General features: G+C 48.4%; 18 protein-coding genes. 5 read left to right on the forward strand and 13 right to left on the reverse strand.

Features of this window, described 5'->3' with window-relative positions:
* Positions 1 to 140: 140 nt before the first annotated feature.
* The 4 genes from ACHA8N_RS02720 to ACHA8N_RS02735 form a co-directional block, all read right to left on the reverse strand.
* On the reverse strand, positions 141 to 524 hold the full coding sequence (locus ACHA8N_RS02720; RefSeq protein WP_393964607.1) for a hypothetical protein: 384 nt from the start codon (positions 522 to 524) through the stop codon (positions 141 to 143).
* A gap of 24 nt (positions 525 to 548) precedes the next feature.
* On the reverse strand, positions 549 to 1103 hold the full coding sequence (locus tag ACHA8N_RS02725; RefSeq protein WP_393964608.1) for a nucleotidyltransferase family protein: 555 nt from the start codon (positions 1101 to 1103) through the stop codon (positions 549 to 551).
* Positions 1104 to 1117: 14 nt separating this feature from the next.
* Positions 1118 to 1594: a hypothetical protein gene (locus tag ACHA8N_RS02730; protein ID WP_393964609.1), complete on the reverse strand. Its 477-nt coding sequence runs from the start codon at positions 1592 to 1594 to the stop codon at positions 1118 to 1120.
* Positions 1595 to 1705: 111 nt separating this feature from the next.
* Positions 1706 to 1861 (reverse strand): hypothetical protein, encoded by a 156-nt coding sequence (locus ACHA8N_RS02735; protein WP_167498345.1) that lies wholly within the window; start codon positions 1859 to 1861, stop codon positions 1706 to 1708.
* Between the two features lie 249 nt (positions 1862 to 2110).
* On the opposite strand from ACHA8N_RS02735, the gene ACHA8N_RS02740 reads away from it, so the two are divergent.
* Positions 2111 to 2713, forward strand: coding sequence for a hypothetical protein (locus tag ACHA8N_RS02740; RefSeq protein WP_393964610.1), 603 nt, complete (start codon positions 2111 to 2113; stop codon positions 2711 to 2713).
* Positions 2714 to 2787: 74 nt separating this feature from the next.
* Positions 2788 to 6498, forward strand: a complete 3711-nt coding sequence (locus ACHA8N_RS02745; protein WP_393964611.1) for an ABC transporter permease — start codon at positions 2788 to 2790, stop codon at positions 6496 to 6498.
* A 39-nt stretch (positions 6499 to 6537) separates the two neighbouring features.
* Here the strand turns inward: ACHA8N_RS02745 and ACHA8N_RS02750 are convergent, their stop codons facing one another.
* On the reverse strand, positions 6538 to 7500 hold the full coding sequence (locus ACHA8N_RS02750; protein WP_393964612.1) for a DMT family transporter: 963 nt from the start codon (positions 7498 to 7500) through the stop codon (positions 6538 to 6540).
* Positions 7501 to 8010: 510 nt separating this feature from the next.
* Positions 8011 to 8313 carry a putative quinol monooxygenase gene (locus ACHA8N_RS02755; RefSeq protein ID WP_393964613.1) on the reverse strand — a complete coding sequence of 101 codons (303 nt, stop codon included), beginning with the start codon at positions 8311 to 8313 and terminating at the stop codon, positions 8011 to 8013.
* Between the two features lie 117 nt (positions 8314 to 8430).
* Between ACHA8N_RS02755 and ACHA8N_RS02760 the strand changes: the two genes are divergently transcribed.
* Complete coding sequence (locus tag ACHA8N_RS02760; protein WP_393964614.1) at positions 8431 to 8778, forward strand: hypothetical protein; 348 nt, start codon at positions 8431 to 8433, stop codon at positions 8776 to 8778.
* Between the two features lie 10 nt (positions 8779 to 8788).
* Here ACHA8N_RS02760 and ACHA8N_RS02765 read toward each other — a convergent pair whose 3' ends face one another.
* Entirely contained in the window at positions 8789 to 9109 is a 321-nt protein-coding gene (locus ACHA8N_RS02765) for a hypothetical protein (protein ID WP_147511199.1), read from the reverse strand.
* A 104-nt stretch (positions 9110 to 9213) separates the two neighbouring features.
* Here ACHA8N_RS02765 and ACHA8N_RS02770 point away from each other — a divergent pair, with 104 nt between their 5' ends.
* Positions 9214 to 9402, forward strand: a complete 189-nt coding sequence (locus ACHA8N_RS02770; protein WP_147511200.1) for a hypothetical protein — start codon at positions 9214 to 9216, stop codon at positions 9400 to 9402.
* Between the two features lie 42 nt (positions 9403 to 9444).
* On the opposite strand, the gene ACHA8N_RS02775 is transcribed toward ACHA8N_RS02770, so the two are convergent.
* Both ACHA8N_RS02775 and ACHA8N_RS02780 read right to left on the reverse strand, forming a co-directional pair.
* A complete protein-coding gene (locus ACHA8N_RS02775) occupies positions 9445 to 11883 on the reverse strand; it encodes an FtsX-like permease family protein (protein WP_393964615.1) in 2439 nt (812 codons plus the stop codon).
* A gap of 26 nt (positions 11884 to 11909) precedes the next feature.
* Positions 11910 to 12656 (reverse strand): ABC transporter ATP-binding protein, encoded by a 747-nt coding sequence (locus tag ACHA8N_RS02780; protein ID WP_393964616.1) that lies wholly within the window; start codon positions 12654 to 12656, stop codon positions 11910 to 11912.
* A 242-nt stretch (positions 12657 to 12898) separates the two neighbouring features.
* Between ACHA8N_RS02780 and ACHA8N_RS02785 the strand changes: the two genes are divergently transcribed.
* Positions 12899 to 13516: a CPBP family glutamic-type intramembrane protease gene (locus tag ACHA8N_RS02785; RefSeq protein WP_393964617.1), complete on the forward strand. Its 618-nt coding sequence runs from the start codon at positions 12899 to 12901 to the stop codon at positions 13514 to 13516.
* A 114-nt stretch (positions 13517 to 13630) separates the two neighbouring features.
* Here the strand turns inward: ACHA8N_RS02785 and ACHA8N_RS02790 are convergent, their stop codons facing one another.
* From ACHA8N_RS02790 to ACHA8N_RS02805, 4 genes are all read right to left on the reverse strand, one after another.
* The gene (locus ACHA8N_RS02790) at positions 13631 to 14401 is read right to left on the reverse strand and encodes an ABC transporter permease (protein ID WP_393964618.1); all 771 of its coding nucleotides are present in this window, start codon (positions 14399 to 14401) and stop codon (positions 13631 to 13633) included.
* Positions 14398 to 15102 (reverse strand): ABC transporter ATP-binding protein, encoded by a 705-nt coding sequence (locus ACHA8N_RS02795; RefSeq protein WP_393964619.1) that lies wholly within the window; start codon positions 15100 to 15102, stop codon positions 14398 to 14400. The genes ACHA8N_RS02790 and ACHA8N_RS02795 overlap by 4 nt, the downstream gene beginning before the upstream one ends.
* Before the next feature lie 107 nt (positions 15103 to 15209).
* Positions 15210 to 15584, reverse strand: coding sequence for a YciI family protein (locus ACHA8N_RS02800; RefSeq protein ID WP_393964620.1), 375 nt, complete (start codon positions 15582 to 15584; stop codon positions 15210 to 15212).
* A gap of 665 nt (positions 15585 to 16249) precedes the next feature.
* Complete coding sequence (locus ACHA8N_RS02805; protein ID WP_393964621.1) at positions 16250 to 16714, reverse strand: GNAT family N-acetyltransferase; 465 nt, start codon at positions 16712 to 16714, stop codon at positions 16250 to 16252.
* Between the last annotated feature and the right edge of the window lie 2 nt (positions 16715 to 16716).

Consider the following 16716-nt stretch of genomic DNA (forward strand, 5'->3'; position numbering starts at 1 on the left):
AGGTAGGGGGCGTTTACATTCATGAGGTTTGATAACTTTTTCCCGCTGTTTCAAACGTATACCTGTTAAAAAATTTCGCCTGTATGTCTCTTTTGGAGGTGAGATGCTACATTGGTACCGAACGGATAATAGACGTTTTTTCACTTGATTCCTAAATTCTCGAGATAGGTCGTTTTTGCCTTGTCGAGTTTCCGGTAGACGGTCTTCGGGTCTTCAATCCGGACGTACTGGTCCCCCTGCTGTTGATATATACTGTGCTGCGGCGGTTTCTGGTCCGTCGCTGTGCCCGGCACATCATAATATAATTCAATCCAGTCCCCGTCGTCACTCACCTCGATACCGGTCTCTTTCCGCTCGATGGGTGCCTCGTTCTGACGAATAAGTTCTTGATTCTCGAGTTTCAGCACTGTCTCGATGGATTCGTTGAATTTCTTTTGATAGTCTGGCGGCGGATCAGGTTCTCTGAATATGTAAAATACGATCAGCGCGCCCAGACTGACAAGCAGCATCTTTCGAAAGTTCATCTTCCCCCTCCTGTTCGATAGGTCTCAGCTGTTCGTTTCAAACTGACAGGCGATCCGTAAATCAGACCGCTTGTCCCAGCCTTTATCGGTCACCCGTTGTTGAAAGATGGCGTGGCGCGGTAATCCTTTTGAAAACAGCGGGGTTGGACGAATCGTCCGGGTATGTAAATCTTCTGCGCCGTATGCCAGATATAACTGAAACTGATCATTTCTCGTCGCTGCGGCAATCGCCGTCACCGTCTCCGGAAAATGAGCGACGGCGTCGCACGTCGACGTATACGGTGGCAACTCGTTTTTCAGATGCATCCGGGCTTGATTTTTGACCGACCATGGTAGCGGCTTTCTTGATTTCAATAACGCTTCATAGTGTTTTTCCGTCGCTTCCGAGACGTCTGACGCGTCAAAATAAACGACATCGATGTCCTGTTTCTCCGTCAAAGTCAGTCCCCAGATCAAGGACCGGATATAGCCGGCGCAAATCCAGCCATCCGGCAGTCCGAGCCGGTCGACGAGCATTAACTGCTCGCGCAGTGTTTCATTTTCGGATAATGAATTGTAAATTTCGTTTGTTCCTTGCATTGATATGCCCCCATTTAGGTCTTCAGCTTTTTCCACGTCTTCGGATAGGTCCGTAACTCTCTTTTCGTCGGATGCTCGGGATCCAGTTTCTTCCCGCGACGTTCAAGGATTGAATCGGTCATCAAGAGTGCGACGGCGAGTAAAAGATAAACACCGATACTTGTGAAGAACGGCAAGCTCAAGTTCAATACGACCGGCAGGAACAGACCGACCAATACGATGAAACAATAATCAATCACGTACTGGACTTGGATGATCCGCTTCATGTTCCGATTTTCCGTCAGTGCCATATCTCGGTTCACTTCTTGTGAGTGGAGCCGTGCAATCAGTACCAAGGCGACGACGAGCACGGCAAACGGCCAGTAGGAACCTCGGTTGGCGACGATCAATACGATGCTTGTCCCATATAATAAGGCACTCAGTATCCGTTGTTTCATGAGTTGTCGCTTTGCTTCCTGAATGAACGACGTTCGTTCTTGTTTCGTTTTCATGAATCTTCCCCCCTCTTACTTCACTATACATTTTTTAGGAGGTAATAATCTCTTTTATGAAAAAAAGGGAATCGACGATCATAGACCATCCTCCCCTCACAAAGCTTCGATTCACCAAGAAGGTGGGTCGTTCCGGTGATGAATATCCATTTCATGATCGTTTGAATTATACGCCCGATCGTCATGTGTACGGTCACGGTACCCCCGTCGTTTCGCTAAAATCGTAACAATTATCCCGACTACTACAAAAATTCCGATAAAAATCATGATTTCTCCTCCTTTGACAGTCGTTGCTTATTTGAATCCTCGCAGTTATTCATTTTTCCTTTTTACAGGTTAAGGGACTTACTTTCTAAAATACGTTGATGCGACAAAATAGTTCCATAAAAAAGGGAAATAGATTCTTCTTATTCTGAAGTATTATTACGAAATCATTGCATTTGGGAACAATTAACAGTATATTTTGTTTAACTATTCTGATAATTATTACCACACTTTTTTAAAGGAGCGTGTCACATGAAATGGTCTGCCAAGAACAAGCTTTCATTGATCACAGCATCATGTCTCGTCGTCGGTACTTTCGGATTGGTTGCTTCAACGACAGATGTCTTTAAAGATAACATTCCCTCGGTTGCAAGCGAAAAGAAACAAGCGGGCGTCAGTCAAACGGTCACACCGAAAACACTCTCGATTGCCAAACTGATGAAACAAGGTCTTGTCCAAACCTATCCAGGAGATCCTAGTCTCTCGAAATCGACGTTCCGTGTCGACCGCTTGTTAAGCGCTCCACCCAAGTCATTGAATTTAGTGGCAAAGGATGGACATCGGTTTATCACGGTTCCTTTTATCATGGAAGATACTTCTCATCACGATGGTGGGTACAGCGTGTATAAACCCAACCGCTTTACACTGAAAGACGAAACCGGAAAAGAATACGAATCCGTCGATTACGTCAACCGGAGCGAAAAAGCATGGAAAAATACCCATCAGTATTTTGCCCCGTACCGTTCACAAGTGGATGTCGTCTATCAAGTACCGATTAACAAAAAAACCTTTGTTCTGTTTGCCTCAAGTGATGCATTCGCTAAAACACATACCGTTAAAATCGAAGTCGATTAACTTCAACACGCTTGATGCTTCCACGGCGTCAGGTGTGTTTTTACTTACATGCATGCCGAAGGAGTGTGATTGAAATGATCTCTTTTATTTGGAATTCCTGGTGGCGCAACAAGGAGCGGTTCATCCTACTCCTCGTCGGCGTCTTGATCGTCAGTACGGGACTCAGTTATCTGATCGGGACGACGCAAGCGAGCAACGGCACCGTCGTTGATGAACTGCAGAAACGCTGGGGTTCCTCCTATGATATCGTCGTTCGTCCGCCGGACAGCCGCAGTGTGACGGAAGACTTGAAGCTGCTTGAGCCGAACTATATGAGCGGGCTTGACGGCGGCATTACGATGAAACAATATAAAACGATTCAAGAAATGGCTGATGTCGAAGTCGCAGCTCCGATCGCGATGATCGGGAATTATTATGCGGATGCCCAGATTGGGACATTCGATTTCAAAGAACAAGGCTTCTATAAAATCACCATTCAAGACGTTCAGGATACCGGTTTACAGAAAGAACAACAATCCAGTTCATCCTTCTTAGGTGCCGGATGGTCTCCTTCCGAGGGGGATGGCTTGAACCGGGATATTTCACCGCAAGCCTTAGGAAAACAACCGCTGATGGAGTTCGGCAGTGCCACCATGCTTGCCGGAATTGATCCGGAAGCAGAAGCAAAACTCGTCGGTCTTGACCAAGCAACAAAAAAAGCGGCACACAGCCGTTATTTCACAAAAGACGACATCGCGACGGATAACGGAGACGATGTATGGAATATTCCATTGATTTTAAATAGTCACGAATACGTCGATGCCTACCGTAAATATCGTTACGAAAAAGTAGACATTCCTTTGGTTAATGATTCGATGACCGAGACCGTCAATGCCATCATGAAAAAAGGTGGCGCATCGTATCTGAAGACACTTCCGGTGCACCCCGCTAAGGTGTACAAGATCACGACGAGTGAAACCTCGAAAGAGCTCGTCCACGATATTTTAAAAGGAACGGTCCCGTCTAAACCAACCGGAAGCTTCGATTGGATGTATTTAAAGCCGTCTGCCGTCGAATACCAGACACTGACCAGTCCCTATGCTACCCGTTGGCCGTTTGCGTATCAGGTCACACCACAGGAAGTTCCGGAAGACATTCAATTGGCAAAACGAACGATGTATCGAAAAGCACGAACGTTTGGTGATACGTCGATCAATTTAAAATCCGTACCGAAGATGAAGTTAAATTTCATCGGTGTCTTTGATCCACTGAAGCTGAACATTTCAAAGGATCCATTAACCGAGCTGCCGATGGAGACGTACTTCCCGGCGAAAGCCCAATGGGTCATGGACAAAAACGAACGCCCCGTTAATCCGGTCCGCGACGTTAAGCCGACAAATGATCCGTATGACTTCCTGACGAAACCACCGTCGATGCTGACGACACTGGATGCGGCGTTCAAGCTCCGTGGTGATAAAGCCATTTCGGCCATCCGGGTCAACGTCAAAGGGGTCGAAGCCATGAATGAAACAAGCGAAAAAAAATTGCAGGCTGTCGCGCAAGAGATTGAAGACAAGACGGGACTGATTACCGATGTGACACTCGGATCCTCCCCGCAACTCGCCCTGACCCACCTGCCCGGCTTAAAAAATGAACCCGCTTTAGGTTGGGTCCAGCAGCCGTGGATCAAGCTCGGTTCCTCGATGGCGATTTTTCAAGAGGCGAAAGTCGGCATGAGCGGTGTCATCGCGAGTGTGATTGCGGTCGCCCTCGTTTATGTCTTCAGTTCGAATATCATCTTGCTGTATGCCCGCAAAAAAGAATTTGCGATTTTACTGTCGCTCGGCTGGCGTCCGCGTCAGTTGTCAAAGCTGCTGTTTTTGGAAGCGACGCTACTCGGTACCTTCGTCGCCCTCATTTCCTGGACGATTCTCGGGTCGTTCTGGCTGACGACGGATCATCCGATTGCGCTTGGTCGGATTTTGCTGATCAGTCTCGCCGGTCTGTTGATTTACTGGGGCGGGACACTTGTCCCGATGAGCTTAATTCGTCGTATTCAGCCTTTTGAGAGCATGCGCTCCGGTGAAGTCTCAAAAGGCCGTCGACTCGTTCGCTCGCAATCGATTTTCGGGATGAGTCTCAATCAGTTGTTCACGTATTGGCAACGGACCTTGTTATCAATCGTCGCGATCGCCCTACCGACCAGTCTGTTCATCTTCTTTCTCTTCGTGACGTTCCGACTGAAAGGCGTCTTATATGCGACCTGGCTCGGAGAATATGTCGCGCTTGAGGTCGGGACAATGCACTACGTCGCGATGGCAGTCGCCCTCTTGATCGCCATCCTGACGACGACGGAAATCATGTGGCAAAACGTCAATGAGCGGAAACCGCAACTCGCCGTCTTAAAAGCAACAGGTTGGCGCGACGGTTGGATCCGGCTCCTTGTCCTGACGGAAGGTATGTTAACCGGTTTATTCGCCGGTCTGATTGGTCTCCTGATTGCGCTCGCTATGATCGGATATGTCTACAATCAGTTCCCGATCAACGAGCTCTTGTTCCTCAGCGTGATGCTGTTCATCCCGGTCGTGACCGGTGTCCTCGGTGCCTTACTGCCGGCGCAACGGGCGGTCCGGATTACGCCGAATGCTGTGATTGGTGGCGTCGTCGTCAATGCTGAGGCAACGGAACGTCGTTTTAAACTGGCACTCGGCTCGATCGGCGTCGCCTTAGTCGCTGGCGTTTCCAGTCTGTTCTTGTTTGCCTCAAACGAAGATATCACGCAAACACCAAAACAGACGCAGGCGAAGCCGCCTACCGTTCAAACGACAGGTGCGAAAATCGCTGATGTAAGACAAAATGAGTCGAAGAAAACAGCAGCCGTTTCGCAGTCGGAAACTGACAAAAAAATCAAGAAACTGATGAAAAAAGGTATGGTACAGACGACTCCGGGCGGAGAACAGATCAGCAATCAGTTCTTTTATGTCGATCCGCTCATCGAGACACCAAAAGAATTGGATTTAAAAGAAAAACCCGGCTACCGTTTTGTGACGGTTCCAGCGATGATGCAACAAAATCAGGATCCCCGCTCAAAAGGTACCGTATCCAATTATCGACCGAGCACCTATGCGATGACCGCTCCTGACGGGAAAGAGTACTTGCCGGTTGATTATGTCAATCGTAATGAAAAAGCCTGGAAGTTCAGCTATCAGTATGTTTCGGGCGAAAAATCACATGTTGATCTCGTCTATCAAGTACCGGAAGACGAAAAAGTATTGGTCCTGTATGCGTCGGATGATGCATTCCCGAGAACGGTCACGGTCAAAATCGAATTGCGTCCGGTAACAAAGGTGTTGACGGATCAAGACGAAAAAGCGGTCAAACAGATGATGAACAAAGGTGTCGTTCAGACCTATCCCGGTGATCCAAATCAAAAAAAATCAGTGTTTCATGTGGACAGTCTGTTGCCAAATCCGCCCAAAGAGTTAAAGTTAAAACCGCGCAACGGCTACCAATTGGTCACGTTGCCGTTGATTTTTCAAGACACATTCGACGATTATGACGGAAGTTTCATGGAATATCGGCCAAATACGTTTACCTTACAAGCACCTGACGGAATCGAATACGAACAAATCGATTACGTCAACCGAAACGAAAAAGCGTGGAAGAATGCATTCCAATATTATCCTCCACTGCGGTCACGGATTGATTTTGTTTATGAAGTGCCAGCCGATCAGCACGTTTTCGTCATGTATGCGTCAAGTCCAGCCTTCCCGAAACCAACAACCGTCAAAGTCGAACTGAACTAAAAAATGCTCCCTTCCGTCATTGGAAGGGAGTATGTTTGATTAGAGCCGGATCAGGACGATTCCGACAATCATCAGACCAAGACTGACCAGTTGAACACCGGTGACCGGCGTTTTCGCTGCGCCAAACAAACCGAACCGGTCAATCAGCAGACTGCCGGTCAGAAGGCCGATTGTCACGATGACGACAGCAACGCCTGTTCCGACGAGCGGGACGATCACAGCATTCCCGGCGATGAACAAGGCGCCGATCAACCCGCCAATCCAAATCCACCACGGAGTCGGAAGTGACCGGTTGAACTGCCACTTCGTCCGGACGATCACGTTTACAAGCAATAATGTCACCGTGCCGACGATAAAGGAAATCAACGCTGCTTTAATGGCGGAATCGAGCACCACACCAAGATGTCCGTTGATCGCGGCTTGGGCGGCACTCATCATTCCCATGACGACACCGAGAATTCGCCAACCGTAAAGCGTCGAATCGACCGGCTTGGCCTGTTCCGGATGCCGGCGTTTCGCAAGCCAATCGCCGAGCGCAACGGTTCCGACAACACCAAGTAAAACAAATCCCGCACCGATTAGTCTTGTGGACGAAAGCGGTGTGGAATTGGTAGAAAACCAACCGAAGTTGTCAATCAGCAGCCCCATCAGCACCTGTCCAAAAATCGGCATGATCACCGTCTGGACACCGCCGATTCGCGGAAAGAGCAGAATGTTTCCAGTTAAAAAGATGACACCGAGCACGCCGCCGATCCAAATCCAGCCGGGTTCCGACCAAATGCCCGGATTCAGACTGAAATTGCGTTCGACGAACAGCGTCAGCACGATCAAAAAAACCGTCCCGATGCTGAAGGATAGCAAGGACGCAAGGAATGGTGAACCGACGATTCCACGCAGCCGTGTGTTAACACTCGTTTGAACGGGAACGAGGATCCCGATGATTAATCCAATGATAATGGCCAGAATAAGAAGCCCTCCTTTTGTACGAGTCGTTCCTATCATATGTCAGAGATGGACGGGAAAGCGATTTGCCTGCTTATGTCGTCAGTTGAACACAAGAAAAAGCATCCGGCTATCGCGGATACTTTTTTTCAACAGATGAATTTCATTACCGGTATTCGTTGCTTAACGGTTGCTCCGGGTCAGCTTGTCTAACGCGGTGATCTAAGTTGGTTTCGACGACGACTGTCATTATGATTATTACCGAACTAGCCAAGTACCAATAGTATATGTGCAAATCAGAAACATCCGACAGATTTCGAGACACTCCTTTCGTGAAGATACACCGAAAAGAATCAAAGCGAAAACGATCAGAAAAATCGACCACACAGGCTGATCGGTTAAAAATAGGATTAGGAATCCAATCGCTGCAAAACAGGCAGAGACCATTCGCACTGGTTTTATGCGCTTACGAATGGTCTGAATGATTTGGATCCGTTCTTGTTTGTTCATCTGCTCACCTCATAAGGGATTACGCGTCCTGCCAATAAAAGTTCCCTTTTTATGGAAAAATCATTTTAATCCTTTTCCCCCATGCGGCTGATCTTCAAGCACCCGTTCGACATGCAACAGAATCGGTCGTGCCTGTTCAATCAATTGCCGGGTCGCCGGCAACTGCAAAGACGCTGCATGTGCCGCTTGGTCCGTCCAAATTTCCCGAACCATCACGGTATCAGTTTCACCTGTCGTACTGACGGTATACTGCAGACAATCCGCCACGTACTCAAGAGACGATGCTGCTTCTAACAGTAGTTCAATCAATCGTTCTCCCTCATTGGCTTGTGCCGTGAACTTCGTGAGTAATCCGTAATACATTGCGCTCTCTCCTTACATCGTTTAATGACACACTGTTTAATTTGAGACTTTTGGGAACATTTAGGTGGACTAGACGTATACTAAGAATAACCTACATAACCAAAAGGAGGACCAGTTTTGAAAAAACGTCTGTTTTTAGCGACTAGTTTGTATCTGCTCGTCACTGTAATGACGATTTATGCCATATTTTTTGAACGATCTGATTCGACCTTTCTGTTAGTCATCCAACTTGGACTGTTGATCCACTTCTACTTTAAATACCGGATGTCATACATGGTACCTGATCAGGATGTTCCAACTGCACCATTTCGATTGAATGTCCTTCGAACCGGACTGATTGTAGCAGCTATCATCACATACGTTGCGCTCGATACCGTACCGCTCCTGCTCGCAACGGCTGTCGTTTTAGTGATCGCTGTCCCGACGCTTGTCTCCTACTTCCGTTTACGGATGCAGGAAGACTGAAGCGCGTGACTCATTCCCGTTCCGGTAAGGAGCGGGTACGTCCAATAAAGACGACTTGCTGCTTCGCCAGTCGAAACACCTGATATTCACCACGCGGATCGGTGTTCAGTTGGACGGCGACCTGATGTCGGGCTTCTTTCGTAGATGCCGTCTTGTCATAGGCAGACCGGACCGCAACGATCGTTTCTTTGCCATATTGCTCGGCGACATGTTTCGTCACCCGGGCACGTACGATTTGTTCAAACGTCTCATCCTGTTCCTGCTCAAGAAAAAACCAACCGATGCCGCCGATCATTCCTAATAAGAGTAGTGCCAGTACCGTCTTTCGCATTTCGAACGCCCCGTTTCCGTTTTGTTCTCTTTAGACAGAATTCGCTTTTTATTAAAGATCCCCTGCTTTTTGAAGAAAAGCAAGGGAAGAAAGGAGGTCATCATTTGTCTTCTCGCACTGTCCCTTTAGTTTTTCGTTTGTTATTAGCGGGATTGATTTTCGTCAATCTGCTGAACACCACCGTCCTTGATCTGCCGCGATTGACGCTCGTAACGAATATTCTACTTGTGCTGGTTGCATTCTTCTTTTTCATCCGCTTGCTGAAAAATTATCAGAATAAAAAAAAGCCGTGAATCCATTCCTCTTTCAGGAATCGGGTTCACGGTTTTTTGTGATCATTCATTCAATTCTTCGACTAGATTCTCCTGGTTCCGCCTTGTCGTGAACCAGATCAGTCCAAACACCAACACGACAAGTCCGACAACCGTCATGTTGATACTCGTCAAGTCCAGTGCGATGTTTCCGCCATCGACGCGTGAGATCAAGAAGGTGGTGCAGATCCCGGTGACGAGTCCGAATCCGATGCCGCTACCGATGAAAATCAGCATTTGAATCAAAATCAAACGTCGGAGGGACGAACGAGTCAAGACTAACGTCCGGAGTAACGCATACTCGCGTCGTTTCGTCGCCAAATAATTCAATAACGAATTGGCGAGACCAAACCAGACGGACACACTCATGACAGCCAGCGCGACGATGAAGACGATCCATCGTTCTTGCAGTTGCTGATTCGCCAGGTTGACGGACGTCTCATACCGGTTCAACTGGAGCGTCGGATAACGTGTCGTCAGTTCCTGCAACACGCCCTGTGTCTGCTCCGTGTCGGTTGCATCGATATACAGTGCACCAATCCGATCTTCAGAAGTACGGATCGACGACCGCCAGTCGAACCAGGCGTCCGTTGGTAGGTCCGGGTCAATCTGTCCGACTTCAAATTGACCAATCGAGACGGTCCCCGTTTCTCCGTCAATAAAACGTCCCACTTCAAGACGGTCACCAACTTCCAACTCATTCGCTTGCGCAAAATCTTTAGAGACGATGAATTGATCGTTTTCTAAAGAGCGAACGGGTTTTCCAATTGCGTCAAGTTTTTCAAGGTCTGTCAATGCGTAATCTAAGGTAATGGTGTGATTTGATTTTATGATTTCAAGTCCACTTACCGGAGAAACGAACGTACTTTTTGCTTCCGGTAGCTCCTCTTCAATCGTCTGTGTCAGTTCAAGTGGATCAGCTTTTGTCCCATCAATCAAGCGGCTTTTCAGGACCAGTTCCGTCGGATATTGCGTCTTCAGATAGGTCAGCTCATTTTGTTTGATTGTCTCAAGGAAGGTTGAACCGAGGACAACAACAACCAGCAGGATTTGGACGATCAACATCAGCAACGCGTTTTTCCGTATTTGCGGCAAGACACTCCGAACAGCCACAAACGTCGTCGGCCCAGCCACTTTTTGAAGCAACGGTTCAATTCGGACCAACAGCCGTTGCAGTAACAAGGGCGTTGCGCTATACATCATCAGAAGAAAACTGATAGTCGACACGAGATACCCACCGGCTCGGTGATTGTCTGTTTGCGCGAGAATCGTCGCATATAACAGCGCCCCTGCTGTGAGTGCGACGAAAAATTTAACGAAACGTTCCCGGAGCCGAGACGCTTTAGGTCCATCATGATTTTGGCGCATGACATGGAGCGGCAGAATCCGCCGGTTGCGGTAAGCGGCACCACTCAGCAATAAAAGAATTAACAGGCTGCTGCCGATTGTAACGAAAAAGGCCAGTTGCCCATCAAACGGAATGACCGCTCCCTTCAATGCAAACAGTTCCCGCCACTGCTCCTGCAGGATGCTGTAAAACAATCCGCTTAATAAGAAAGCCATCAGAGCTCCGGCGCAGACAATCAGACTCGACTGGATCATGAAGATTTGGAACAATTGCCGCGTCGTCGCCCCAAGCGTCCGCATGATGGCGAACTGATACCGGTGTTTGCGGAGAAAGACATCAAAATTCGTCATCAGGATAAACGCGGAGACGATTAAAATCAGTCCGGCAATGATGCCGACATATATCTGCATCGCCGAGACACCGTTGACGTTTGAAGTTTCGGTTTCGGCAAGTTCGACGCGTAGTCCAGATATGGCTTGTGTCAGTCGATCCGCATAGGCAACGACATCCGACTCCTTTTTCAACTGAATCAGGACATACGTCGCAAGACCTTCTTGCCCGACGGTTGCATTCAATTCTTTGACATCCGCATACGACATCACTAGCGTATCCGGTGCTGCTCCGCTCGCTGATGCGTCCGGCAGGATTTCAATCACGTTGTACTTGTTACCTGCAATCGTGAGTGTCTGTCCTACTTTGACATCATAGGCTTTGGCCAGCCCCGCATTCAAAATGACCTCGCCCCGCCCCACTGATTGCTTAAAACGATAGCGGCTTTTGGCGAGCGTATCATTTTTTGTCCCAATCGTATAAACATCCGCCGTCGTTTGTCCGGTGACCGTCAAATTCGTAATCAAAATCGGTGAAATCTGCCGGGTCTGTTGATCTCCTGTCAACCGGTCCAAAAAGGATTGATCGATGACATTCGTCTGTCCACTTTGATAGCCGACCGACAAGTCCATCTTGCCGTAGAGCCGCTCGATATCGGCTTGAACCGACGCCTGGCTTTGCGAAACGAACAAGACCATCGACAGGACAAGTAAAATCGAAATCAATACGCTGCCGATTGAGGTCAGAAGAATCATCGGACTTTTCCGGTATAATTTCAGTGCCAACCGGAACAAATGCTGTTTCTCCTGCTTCATACCGACCTCACGTAACGCTCGAACGTCTCCATGATTGGTCCAAGTTCTCCGGTCGACGGCTGATCGGCCACGATACGTCCGTCGTGGAAGTACAACACCCGGTCGGCGTAAGACGCGACCTGCGCATCATGCGTGACGAGCAGGATGCTGGTCTGTTGTTCTTTGTTCAGCGCCTTCAGCAGCGTCATGATTTCCGTCGACGTCCTGAAATCAAGATTCCCGGTCGGTTCGTCCGCCAAAATGATTGGCGGCTCTGTAATCAATGCCCGGGCAATTGCCACCCGTTGTTGTTGACCGCCCGACAGTTCGGCCGGCCGATGTTTCGCCCATCGTGAAAGTCCAACATGTTCGAGAAGATGGTCTACCCGTTGCCGGATTGTCTTCGCATCAGTACCGGCAAGCATCAACGGCAGTGCCACATTTTCTGAAACCGTCAAATCGTCGAGCAAATGGAACGATTGAAAAATAAAGCCGATGTTTTGTTGCCGGTACAAGGTCGCCGCCGGTTCCGTGAAGATTTCGCGTTGCGCTTCATCCCGCAACCGCAACGTACCGCTTGTCGGCTGATCAAGTGCTCCGAGAATGTTCAACAAGGTGCTTTTACCGGAACCACTCGTGCCCATGATGGCAATGAATTCCCCTTCTTGCATCGAAAACGAGACATCGTCGAGTGCATGGATCGTCTCCGTTCCCCGTTGATACGTCTTTGTCATGTGTTGAATTTGCAGTAATGATGTTGTCATTCCATTCTCCTTTTTATGTATATTACACACCTATAATACCATTAAAAGGATATTAAATCCTTACGAAATTTGAATGAATATTTAACGCGTCTATTATAAGTAAATTAGTTTTGAACCTAAACCGACGTGGAATATCTAACCATATGTAATATAACCTGCCTCTGATATTGATTTTGTACTTCTATTTCCTTCCTAACCCCACATTGACCATGCCCCTCGCGCTATGTAAGGAGGAACTGAATATGGATGCAGATCGAACACAGACGATGCAGACGACAAACGTCCGTTTAATACTGGGAGCTGTTTTGTTGATCGCCGGATTTTATGCCCTCGCTTCTTTCAGCTGGGCCTGGTGGGGATTGTTCATCGGAGGTGGGTTGGCGTGGCTGATTGCTTTTCAAACCGATAGTAAAATTGCCTTCTCCCGTCCACGGAAACTTTGGCTGATTCCTGTCGGCGCCATCGTCTATCTTGTCACCGCCACGCTGACCGGATTGCTTGCAAAAGGAATCGGCTTTGATTGGGCCGCCAATCCGGGAGCCGGGCATCTGAATCAATTGATCTTCATGTTACCGTTCATGCTGATGGGGGAAGAATTGCTCGGAATCGGCATTTTGGAAGGTTTGCGGAGCAAAGGACTGTCCTTCTTACTCAGTTCACTGATCAGTGCACTCATTTTTGGCTTGATGCATGTCTTTTCCTACTGGGACGGTTCCTTCTTCTCGACAGTCGCCCACGTACTTTTGCTTCAAGGTGTCGCCCGTTTAATCTTCAATTACGTCTATTTGAAGATGGGACGCAGTATCTGGGGTTCTTGGCTGACCCATCTCCTAGTCGATCTCATCGCGCTCGCCCGTTGAGACCACTTCACCACTCGCTCAAGTCGCATGGAATTCCTTATTTTTTTATACGACAAAGGGTGCCGGATTTGATTCCGGCACCCCTTTTTGTATGCCCAGACAAATAAGACGCCTTTACTTACCCGCCTTGCGGTACGTCAAACCGATGAACTGTGACTTCTGATTAAACAGTTTCCGGTATGACATGAAACCGACGAGTACGGCGGACGTTGCTGCTGTCGTCAGCAACAGGAATAAAATCAACAATTGATAAAGGACCGCCTCCATCGGATTGGCTCCGCCGATGATCAGTCCGCTCATCATTCCGGGCAGTTGAACCAAGCCCATTGTCTTCTGCGCTTCAATCGTCGGAATCATGCTCGTCCGGATGGCACTCTTGAGACTTGTATCGATGGCTGTTTTCGTATCACCGCCGAGCGATAAAATCAGTTCGATCACCTCGTCGCCCCGTTCGACCTCGTCCTTGAACTTATTGAGAAATAAGAGTGACAAAATCATACAGTTTCCAATCACCATCCCACTGATCGGAATGACTTGCTGGGCTTCAAACGGAATGATGTTCAATCCGAGCATCAGTCCCATCGTCAACACTTCGACCGAAATCAATGTCGCGAGGACAATCCACTGAATGCCGGGAATCCCGTCACCTTTACGGATGACGTTCAGTGTCGCCGCACCAATCATTAACAGAATCATCAGCAGGATATAAATCGGACTGTCACTCTCAAAAACAAATGTCAGGATATAGCCGATGATCAGCAGTTGAATGATCGAGCGGACGGTCGCGATCAGGATGTCTTTTTCGAGACCGAGTTTCAGTGTAAAGGCGAGAATCAGCGGAATCGCAATGAAAATTAAGGAAGTTGCCAACTGGACGTAACTCATGACAACTCCCCCTTTAGGAACGCCTGAATGTCCGAACGTGCTCCGTCTGGTTCAAGCAGCGAGACGTTGCCCTGCTCGAGCAGTTGTCCGTCCTTCAGGAACCAAACCTCTTCGCTGACACGCCGTGCCTGATCGAGATCATGCGTGATCCAGATGACGGTCACTTGGAGTTCCCGTTGCAACCGTTGAATCAGCTGCTCGATTTCCTTGACCATCCGAAAGTCGAGACTGGACGTGATTTCGTCGAGCAACAACACATCTGGTCGATTAACGAGCGTCCGCGCAATCGCGAGCCGGCTCCGTTCACCGCCCGACAATTCTTTGACCGGTTGATTCAGGTCGACATGCAAATCGACCAATCCCAGTAAGCGATTGGCTTCGTCTGTCGCCAGCGTCTCGTGAAAAATTGTTTTCGGTAAGCTGAGGTTATCGCCGACCGTTCCCGGTAACATCGGTGCGCTTTGAAACGCCATCCCGATTTTTTTCCGGAGTTCAACGAGGTCCAGTTGTTCTAAATCTTCACCACGGTAATAAACCCGTCCCCCGTCCGGTGAGATCAGCCCGTTCATCTGCTTTAAGCAGGTGGATTTCCCCGCACCACTTGGTCCGACGAGCGTCGTGATTTTGCCTTCCGTGAATCCTCCCGTGATGCCACGGAGTATGTGTTTGTACTGGACGTTTTCAAATGTAATGATCGACACGTCTGCTTCACCTGACTTTCTGATTTCTAGTAATCGACTATGAAACTGCTATACCCAACATGACAAAACCATACAACGCATCGATGCGTTGTATGGTGATGGACGTCTTATTCTGCTTCTTTTGGATCAATCAACGGCCGTACTTCCATCCGCCAACCGTACTGCTCCGCTTCCTCAATCTGAGTCGTCGGATGGAGCAACGCCAAATCGACGGCCTGCTCCAAATCAACCGCTTCAAAGACGACCAAACTGCCAATCTGCTCCGTTTTGTCCGGGTCCGGTCCGTCCTGACGTCTAATCTGTCCATCGAGGAGCCGGGCCCGTTTCGTCTCCGCTCCCGGATGCCACTCATACAAAACGTTCGTTTTTGTAAAAAAATCTTCCAACGGTACATTACAGCGTTCCATGACGGCATCGAGCTCTTGCTGCGAGGACTGATTCATCTTTGCTGCATCGTAGTAGCCGATGAATAAAAATAACATCCAATCCCTCCTAGTTTCAAGGCTTTCGTGACTCGTCGCTCTTACTTGAAATACCCTGTTTTCAATGGAAATAATCGCGTTCAACATAAAACACCTTGTCTCCAATGGAAACAAGGTGCCGCTTATTTATTGGCAATTTTACGTAATAAATACAGCGCGTAGATGGCTGCCGGGACGGCCATGAACTGAACAAACAAATGCAACAGTCCGAAGTTGAACTACCCCCACCTACGCTTCGCTTAGAGGTGGAGGATTCCTGAGTTGTCCGACCTAACGGTCGAAAATTGATCAGGCTAACCCCGTCGTCCCGACGGTTGTAAGTCCATCTTGTCCGTTTCTTTTGCGCGGATGCCTACTCTGCTTGGTTTTCGCTACTTCAGTCATCCGCAAGATGAACGTTGAAGATTTTACGTGACAGACGAACTTCCTGTCACAACCCGATATCTTCAGTTTTCAAAGAACGCGACAGTTATTTAATTCCTGATTTTGATTGTCTTTAAACCAAAAAATGTCGGACAATTGACGTGTCGCAAGACACGCCTTGTCCGAAGGCGATTCATCTCCCACTTTCACTAGGGCTTCGCTCTAGACGTTTAGAAGTGGGAGTATTCTCGCCTGATTTTGATAAAATTCAAATCCGTATAATCCATTTTTGGATCCTTCTTTCAACGTAATGATTTTGCGACGACTTGCCGCATCTTTTCAAAACCGAGCCGTTCGTAAAATACGTCGACCCCGTCGTTGCTCATCCAGTAATCGAGATCAATCTTATGTATACCTTGTGCGAGTGCCCGTCGCTCCACTTCAAGCAATAACTGACGGCCGAACCCTTGTTGCTGTTTGTCATCGACAATACAAAGATGATGGACACGGACTTTGGTATTGGCAAAGTTGAAGGCACTTTCCGGACGCCGGAGGTACTCGATCCAGACGTAGCCGATCGCTTCTCCGTCAAGTTCCGCAATTAAAAACTGATGTTGATCCTTCCCGACCATTTTCGCAAAAAACGCCCGGACCGTCGCAAAGTCGTACGGTTTAAAAAAGTCCGGCTGTTGCGCGACATGCGGTTCATGGACGTAGCGGTTCAGCCGAGCCAGTGTATCGAGATCTGTTGTTTCGATAATCTGCATGC

Source organism: Exiguobacterium sp. S22-S28 (assembly GCF_043359615.1).
Taxonomy (GTDB): Bacteria; Bacillota; Bacilli; order Exiguobacteriales; family Exiguobacteriaceae; genus Exiguobacterium_A.

Excerpts from the sequence above, each read along its gene's own strand:
- ACHA8N_RS02740 (WP_393964610.1), top strand. The coding sequence starts at position 2,111 with ATGAAATGGTCTGCCAAGAACAAGCTTTCATTGATCACAGCATCATGT.
- ACHA8N_RS02805 (WP_393964621.1), bottom strand. The coding sequence starts at position 16,714 with ATGCAGATTATCGAAACAACAGATCTCGATACACTGGCTCGGCTGAAC.
- ACHA8N_RS02765 (WP_147511199.1), bottom strand. The coding sequence starts at position 9,109 with ATGCGAAAGACGGTACTGGCACTACTCTTATTAGGAATGATCGGCGGC.
- ACHA8N_RS02785 (WP_393964617.1), top strand. The coding sequence starts at position 12,899 with ATGGATGCAGATCGAACACAGACGATGCAGACGACAAACGTCCGTTTA.
- ACHA8N_RS02780 (WP_393964616.1), bottom strand. The coding sequence starts at position 12,656 with ATGACAACATCATTACTGCAAATTCAACACATGACAAAGACGTATCAA.
- ACHA8N_RS02800 (WP_393964620.1), bottom strand. The coding sequence starts at position 15,584 with ATGTTATTTTTATTCATCGGCTACTACGATGCAGCAAAGATGAATCAG.
- ACHA8N_RS02730 (WP_393964609.1), bottom strand. The coding sequence starts at position 1,594 with ATGAAAACGAAACAAGAACGAACGTCGTTCATTCAGGAAGCAAAGCGA.
- ACHA8N_RS02750 (WP_393964612.1), bottom strand. The coding sequence starts at position 7,500 with ATGATAGGAACGACTCGTACAAAAGGAGGGCTTCTTATTCTGGCCATT.
- ACHA8N_RS02720 (WP_393964607.1), bottom strand. The coding sequence starts at position 524 with ATGAACTTTCGAAAGATGCTGCTTGTCAGTCTGGGCGCGCTGATCGTA.
- ACHA8N_RS02745 (WP_393964611.1), top strand. The coding sequence starts at position 2,788 with ATGATCTCTTTTATTTGGAATTCCTGGTGGCGCAACAAGGAGCGGTTC.
- ACHA8N_RS02790 (WP_393964618.1), bottom strand. The coding sequence starts at position 14,401 with ATGAGTTACGTCCAGTTGGCAACTTCCTTAATTTTCATTGCGATTCCG.
- ACHA8N_RS02755 (WP_393964613.1), bottom strand. The coding sequence starts at position 8,313 with ATGTATTACGGATTACTCACGAAGTTCACGGCACAAGCCAATGAGGGA.
- ACHA8N_RS02735 (WP_167498345.1), bottom strand. The coding sequence starts at position 1,861 with ATGATTTTTATCGGAATTTTTGTAGTAGTCGGGATAATTGTTACGATT.
- ACHA8N_RS02725 (WP_393964608.1), bottom strand. The coding sequence starts at position 1,103 with ATGCAAGGAACAAACGAAATTTACAATTCATTATCCGAAAATGAAACA.